This window comes from Bacillus sp. JJ1521 (genome assembly GCF_036965165.1).
Taxonomy (GTDB): domain Bacteria; phylum Bacillota; class Bacilli; order Bacillales; family Bacillaceae_L; genus Ferdinandcohnia.
Map to the genome: position 1 here is coordinate 1 of NZ_JBALOX010000106.1, position 6,159 is coordinate 6,159.

At 35.8% G+C, this 6,159-nt stretch carries 3 protein-coding genes; all 3 read right to left on the reverse strand.

Going from position 1 to position 6,159, the window contains the following annotated elements; translation table 11 throughout:
• Window positions 1-1,443: hypothetical protein (locus tag V7147_RS15265; protein WP_335368698.1), on the reverse strand; the 1,443-nt coding region annotated here is incomplete at its 3' end.
• Window positions 1,437-1,970 carry a phospholipase D-like domain-containing protein DpdK gene (gene dpdK, locus V7147_RS15270; RefSeq protein ID WP_335368699.1) on the reverse strand — a complete coding sequence of 178 codons (534 nt, stop codon included), beginning with the start codon at window positions 1,968-1,970 and terminating at the stop codon, window positions 1,437-1,439. The genes V7147_RS15265 and dpdK, both read right to left, overlap by 7 nt.
• The coding region (gene dpdJ / locus V7147_RS15275; RefSeq protein WP_335368700.1) for a protein DpdJ at window positions 1,967-6,159 on the reverse strand (4,193 nt) is incomplete at its 5' end. The genes dpdK and dpdJ, both read right to left, overlap by 4 nt.

The following is a 6,159-nucleotide window of genomic DNA, read 5'->3' on the forward strand; positions in this document are numbered from 1 at the left end:
CGGAAATGAGATATAAAGTGATTCTTTTTTATGCTCATCATCATAACAAGAGTATAATTGTTCAATGAATGTATCCATGGGATAAGTAGGATCTAATAATTTCTCAATTGTCCACTCGTCCGCACCTTCACTAGCATGATGGAAGTTTTTCATTGCCGAATAATGTTCTAGACTTTCAAACCATGACATCCAGTCATTTGGAATACCTGTCTCTTTAGTTGAATTTCCTTCTGTAATTTCATCTAAATATTCTTTATTTTGACGAATGTTAATGAAGGAATTTCGCTCTTCCTTTGACAGTTGATGAAACGCATCTAATGCAATTTCTCTTGCTTCTAATGATTGAAGTTGATATGCACATTGAAATAATAACATCGCTCTATTCCAAGATGCATCAAGATCTTTTAATATACTTAGAGCATAATCAAATTGCCCTAATAGAATTGAATTATGTGCTACATCGACACCACTCATTCCTACATCTGGCTGTTCTGCTTCCTCCTCCTTAACCAAAAGTTGTCGAGAAATATTTTCTAAAATACTTCTTGTATCTTCGTTTGTTGAAACCTTTTTTAAAGAGTTTACAATTGAAACATCTTGTCTAACTGTTACCGCATGTAACATGAGCAAAATCAGGGCTTCTGGGCTCTTAAAACTTCCTCCGGTTGTGATAAGTGAACCATACTTAGGATTTACCTCATTTTCAAAAGTTGTTACTAAATGTTGGATCGTATTCTCATATTTTTTTAACTCTACATTATAAATTGCTTGAAGAAGAGCATCGGTAACAGCAAGAGGTCGTCTCATGTTTATCAAATCTGGAAAGCTTCTTAAAGACAGAATTTCTTCCCATTCTTCATATTCTGCTAGCATCTTGATCCTTAAGAACAGAATGTTAATGGCATTTAATAGCTTCCTGCCTTGTAAGTCATCAAGATAATTCTCAGCTTTCATTCTATATGATGGACCCAATTGAAGTGTCATATAAAACATTCGTAATAATCGTCCTACCGACATCGTTTGGTGCTTATCGATATACGGTCGCACTTCCCACATACTTCTCATATACTCTAATTGCTTAAAAATAGATTTATTATTACCCTGAAAGCGAAAATACTTTCCATCTGTAAATTCATTTACAGCTTGATCAATAGGGTGCTCTACGGGATTTGCTCTAACTGGTACAAAAAACGAGTACGTTCTACCAATAAAAGAGCCAAGATCTTCTCCAAGACGATTAAACTGTTCATCTGAAAATGTAATTCCATACCATATGATTCTATTTCCTTCAAATAGTGGAAGTACTGTTTCTTTTTTTTCTTGCAAGCGCTTGACCCATGGTTTTAGACTATCTTGATTATCTCGGCCACTATTTATATATTCAAGAGAATATCTATTTTCTTCACCAAAAAACCTCTTTAAAAATTGTTGATCATTCAACATAGATGTTCATCTCCCCAGCGACTAGCAAACGTAATACGATTTTCTGAAACCATCGATGTATCAGTTATAAACTTGAGTGACTCTTCAGTAAATGTAATTCCGTTTTGTGTAAGGTTCATTGACCCACTTAAATAGTAATGATCACCAAGTATTCCTTTCTCATGAAGAATGGTGTTCTCATAAAAGAAAATTTTTTCGTTCAACTTGTCTGATTTCCTTTTTAATTCTGAGAGGAATCTATCATTATGCCTATCTTGTCTTGTAGCAATTCGGATAACAGACCCCAAATCAGCTAATTTTGTTATTATATCAGTTAACAAGATTTGCTTTCTTGCCCAATCAGGTTCTATTGTTGTGCATTGATTAGATCGATTATCTATTATTTGAATATCTGAAATCCAGGGTGAGACTAACCAGATACATTTACTAGGACGAAGTAACTCTCCCATAAAAATAGATTGTAATAAGTCTTTAATTTCCCATTGTGTATGGACAGTGTATATAAATCGTATATTTTGTTTTGTCATTGGACGACCTCCCTTACATCAAGAGAAATATAGTAAGCATTCCCTTTGCGTTCGATTCCCTCTACACGAGGATAAAGAGCAAGGAAACCTACTTCCAAAGGATTGGCGGCGAGTTCAAGAATAGCTTGTTTTGCCTTCTTTTCATCATTAATAGATGCCTTCAACTTAACTACACCGCTCCTTTTTAGCACTGATTTAACTTGTTCTTCCCAGTCACTATCAGTGAGAGACACGATTTTTTCCTTTAAAATATAATCAAGCACAAGTTCCCTATCTGGAGGAGCTAGTTTTGTAAACGGGTGGTAAACAGTAAGTGCACGAGAACGAATCTGATTACCTCGTGGCCAAAGTAAGCCATATATTAATTGATAACGCCAATTGGAACTTTGAAGAGCAGATGGATCGATATGAGAAAGAGCCACTTTAAATTGCTCGTACACCTTTTCATTTGTACTAAAAACATATGCAAAGATTCTTGCATCAATTTCTATACCTAGTCGAGATTCTTCTTGTTTCCATATCTCCATGAGTGAAGCTAGTAATTCGTCTGATTTTTCTGAGCTACCAGGTCGTAGAATTCGATTGTAAATTGCACTTTTAACTGGGTAAGAAACAAGTACTCCTTTTTCGTAAAGAAGAGTATGAATCTTTTCAATTGCTGCCATTGAATCTTTATAGTTTTCCGACTGCCTGAATAGTTGAAAAACATCTCTTATTTCTTCATCATTTTGTTGAAGGTTCAACGTGAGACCCATTTCAGAATCAATTAGTTCATAATCAGATGGACCTAGGGCACTCTCCACCAGTCTATAAAACCTTCGTGGATCCTCCTGGTAACTTGAAACCACTTCTTCAATAACTCCCCCACCACCCGGAGTTTGTTCAGTAATCCATATCTCCTCTTCACCATTCTCAGATTCTATGATATCAAAAATTAAATCGTTATTATCGAACTGGTTAGTTACTTCTTTACACGCTTCTAATAAACTTGCTGCGAAAGTAATCTTCCAACGCTCTCTTGCCCATTCATACCATCCTGAATTAGGTTGTTCCCAAAGAACAGAGGCTATATCATGTAGTACATCCATTACGATGTTATTCTTACTTAGGGCTAAAAGTGATTCATGAACTCTTTGTCGATTAGATTCATTTTCTTCTTCATCCATTGTATCTGTATCTCCTAATGACTGAAAGATTACAGATAATACACTGTTTACTTCATAAGAAAAATCTTCAAGTTTAAAAATATCATATGCCTCTTTAAGGTTGCATGATTCTTTTAATGCGATAGATGTCAATATTGATAGATAGACCTCCGAAAATCGTTCTCTTTGGAAGTCGTTTGCGATTCCGTCTAATCTTGAATCATTCATAAACAGGTTACGGAAATAAGACGTCCTAAAAGCATGAACCTTTTGCGAATTAATTTCACTTGAACCAAAAAACTCAACATTTGGTATATTATAACGGAAAACGATTCCGTCTGATTCTTGTGAATAGCCTAATGCAATCTCTTCTCCTTCTTCATTCACAAAGCTAAATGTTTTTTGAAACTCTTCAGTTTCATAATTAATACTACGTTTGATGGATGCAGTTGACTTTGTCGCAAATCTACGTACCATAACAGGATTACGCGTATTATGACTAAATAACTGAACCTCAGTTAGTAGATCCGACCAAGATGTACCAGTAGGTATATCTAATTTCATCCCACTTATAGACTTACTTTTACTCATCCTTTTACTTGGAAACAATTCACTTTTCCACTCAAGGTGAGCATTTGAGGTCGATAGGATATCTCTTGGTATCTGTTGCGGTATTAAGTAATATGGGCGAATACACATTATTTTTTTTTCCTTACCGTTCTCAAAGTAAGTAAAATAACCTAGTTCATCAAATTTTTTACAAAACTCTGTTAAATTTATTACCTGATGGCCGTTAGCATAGGCAAGGTCAGATGGCACAACCCAATGACTGTCATTTCCAGATTGTACACCAAAACGTCTTGTAACACGCCCAGGTGCAAAAGCCGTAAGCGCCTGAACAATTCGCATTGACTCTGGTTTTTCTAATCCAACATTGATAAAGACCTCCGGGAGACTTAGATCCGAGAATAAATTAGATGGAATAAATTCAGGTAATGGTGCATTCCCTACTGTTGTTTCCTTTTTTAAACTTGACTTACTGTACACTTGCCAGTCAGATTCGAGTCGCCTTATTAAGGTTGGAATAACTCCCATCATAATTGAGCGTGGTGGTTCCCATAATATTTCAGTTAATTCGTTTTCTGAAATTTTAAGTGCTCTTTGCATATAATCCTTTAATTTATTTCGATAGTTTTTATCCTCTACAACTTTTCGCAAAATTTTAATAACATTTATTTGTCGCTCTCTTTGTATTGAGTTTGAAGTGCTTTTTGCTAAGTCACCCCATATATTACCATAAAATGTATATCTATTTTCTCTAAACTCATTCGTAATCCAATCAATTAAACAATACACAGCTTGCATACGAATGACATAACGATTTTCTAGTGGCAAAGAACGTTTTTCTAACAGTGGATTAAACAATTGTTCGTATGTTTGATACACAAAACGATCACGCCCATAATCCGATAAGATAGTTATCGTCCACGGACGCATTTCACGTTTTCTCCCTGCCCGGCCTTTTCGTTGCAAGAAAGAGGCTAAATCCATTGGTGCTTTATGCTGAATTACTGCACCTACTTTTGAATCATTATATCCGACTTCCAATGATGCTGTGGCGATGACTACATCGAGATCATTACCGACACCTGTATCTTGGGAGCTTGTACGACCGATCCGTAAAGGTTGATCCAAATGATGTCCAATTCTTTCAGATGATTGCCAATGTTGACCTGACTTTAATCGTTCTTTAGAGTTTGGGTGTAAACTGCTTCTTATACTTGCCAGTGGATAACCTTGTTTATTTTTAAACCTTCCCCACGAATTATATCCTTCAGCATCCAGCACGTTATGGAAAAGTCGATTCGTTACATCTAAGTCATCAGTAAATACAAAAACTCTTTCACCTAACATACCCTCTGATGGAATACTCTGTTCAGTATCAAGCATACGGCGCATTAGCATTACAGCCTGAATCGTTGTTGATAATAGAGAGGTTCCTGCTACAGGATCTCCCCGTAATATTAGCTGATATTCTTTACCTTCAGGTATCATTTCATCTTCCCTTGGCTCAATAATCGTTACTTGATTTTCATATAACCCTACTAATTGTGAGAAAAACATTCCTGCATCTTCAAGTGTAGCTGATAATCCAGTATAATGCACCGGTCCTGAAACTGCACTACGCCAGCGCCTTAATAAATATGACACTTGTGCACCATGAATCCCTTCATAGGTATGCACCTCATCTAGTAACATCATAAAAGGGGATCGGGATACACCAACACCAATTACTTTTCCAGATTGTAAATTCCCCATCATACGGTTCATCATTTCTGTTGTAGTAAACAGGATATCAGGGGGATGTTCATCCATAGAAGAACGAGTTAGCATAACTTCATCATCATGAATTTCTTTTGAACACATGCGATTACCACATATTAATCGCTGTTTCTCTACCTTCAGGTCTCGATCATACCAATATAAAGGAGAGGTCTCACACTCTGGACAAGACATATAAGGACATTCATATGCTTTTTTAGATTTATCATATTTCCATTTAGAATATTGTAGACTTTGAGCATTTGCTTTTAAAGGAGTCGGTCCGAAATACGCACCAATCCTTAATTTTCTACCAGCGTATTGTAATATCCAATTATCCAACAATCGTGCTTCATTATATGTTTCAAGAAATTGATCTTTTAGTAACTCATTACGAGGATATAAGGCAAGAGCTTTAGTCCAAAACTCATTTTCGGCCACTTTCAATGCAATTTTAGTTAAGGCTGGTAAATAAAATGAAAGTGTCTTCCCTGTACCTGTGCCTGCACAAACAATAAATCCTTTGTCTCTTTTAGTTTTAAAATCTTTTAACATTTGTTCAATTGCTCTGACTTGGAATTTTGCTAATTTAAAGTCTTTTATGTCCCTGCTAAGTAATGTGTGTAGGATAGATAGTTCTGTTTGATTCGCTATAGATTTTATAGTTTCCATAACAATTTCAGGTAATTGATCACGTTCTGGGTATGTTCTTGGTTTTAGAG

Excerpts from the sequence above, each read along its gene's own strand:
- dpdK (WP_335368699.1), bottom strand. The coding sequence starts at position 1,970 with ATGACAAAACAAAATATACGATTTATATACACTGTCCATACACAATGG.